The organism is Agromyces humi, from assembly GCF_009720255.1.
Taxonomy (GTDB): Bacteria; Actinomycetota; Actinomycetes; order Actinomycetales; family Microbacteriaceae; genus Agromyces; species Agromyces humi.
In genome coordinates this window covers 1-1364 of the sequence record NZ_WJSP02000628.1, presented here as the reverse complement: position 1 = coordinate 1364, position 1364 = coordinate 1, and the positions used below count along the sequence as shown (strand labels likewise).

General features: G+C 71.7%; 1 protein-coding gene and 1 pseudogene. Both read left to right on the top strand.

What is annotated here, in order from left to right:
* Positions 1 to 276: pseudogene (locus GH736_RS23025) on the top strand (2-phospho-L-lactate guanylyltransferase); the annotation flags it as partial.
* Positions 273 to 1289: a glucose-6-phosphate dehydrogenase (coenzyme-F420) gene (fgd, locus tag GH736_RS23020; RefSeq protein WP_159607350.1), complete on the top strand. Its 1017-nt coding sequence runs from the start codon at positions 273 to 275 to the stop codon at positions 1287 to 1289. The pseudogene GH736_RS23025 and the gene fgd, both read left to right, overlap by 4 nt.
* Positions 1290 to 1364: the final 75 nt, after the last annotated feature.

Below are 1364 nucleotides of genomic sequence, written 5' to 3'. Positions count from 1 at the left end.
GCGCGGCATCCGCTCGCCTTCGTGCGCGACGCCGACGGCACCGGCTCGACGCTCGCGACCGCGTCCGACGGGGTGGCGTTCCAGCCGCGGTTCGGGCCCGATTCGGCCGCCCGGCATGTGGCGGCGGGGTTCGTGGAGCTCGCGACATCCGAGCTGCCGGGACTCACCCGCGACGTCGACACGGTCGACGGCCTCGAAATCGTGCTGCACCATGGAGTCGGCGACCACACCGCCGAAGCCGTGGCCCGGCTCGCCGATCGGAAGGGAACAGCATGACGCTCACACTCGGATACAAGGCCTCGGCGGAGCAGTTCGCGCCGCGCGAGCTCGTCGAGATCGCCGTCGCGGCCGAGGGGCACGGCATGGAGTCGGTGTGGACGAGCGACCACTTCCAGCCGTGGCGGCACACCGGCGGCCACGCCCCGTTCTCGCTCGCGTGGATGGCCGCCGTCGGCGAGCGCACGTCGACCGTGCGCATCGGCACGAGCGTGATGACGCCGACCTTCCGCTACAACCCGGCTGTGCTCGCGCAGGCCTTCGCCTCGCTGGGCGTGCTCTACCCCGACCGCATCATCGCCGGGTTCGGCACGGGCGAGGCCCTGAACGAGATCGCCACCGGGTTCCGTGGGGCGGGTGAGCAGGACTGGCCCGAGTTCAAGGAGCGGTTCGCACGGCTGCGCGAGTCGGTGCGGCTCATGCGCGAGTTGTGGGTCGGCGACCGGGTGAGCTTCGCCGGCGACTACTACTCCACGCACGACGCGTCGATCTACGACGTGCCCGAGCGCGGCGTGCCCGTCTACATCGCGGCGGGCGGTCCGACGGTCGCGAAGTACGCCGGTCGCGCGGGCGACGGCTTCATCTGCACGTCGGGCAAGGGCGCCGAGCTCTACGTCGACCAGCTGCTGCCGGCGGTCAAGGAGGGGGTCGAGGCATCCGGCCGCTCGTTCGACGACCTCGACCGCATGATCGAGATCAAGCTGTCGTACGAGGAGACCGAGGAGGCCGCGCTCGAGAACACGCGCTTCTGGTCGCCGCTGTCGCTGTCGAAGGAGCAGAAGCACGACATCACCGACCCGATCGAGATGGAGCGCGCCGCAGACGCCTTGCCGATCGAGGAGATCGCGAAGCGCTGGATCGTCGGCACCGACCCCGACGAGGTCGTCGCGCAGGTCGGGCAGTACGTCGACTGGGGCTTCAACCACCTCGTGTTCCACGCGCCGGGTGCAGACCAGCGCCGGTTCCTCGAGCTGTTCGAGCGGGACCTGGCGCCCCGGTTGCGGGCGCGCTGACGCGGAGCGGCGCGCGCCAGGCGTGCGGGCGTGCGGGCGTGCGGGCGTGCGGGCGTGCGGGCGTGCGGGCGTGCG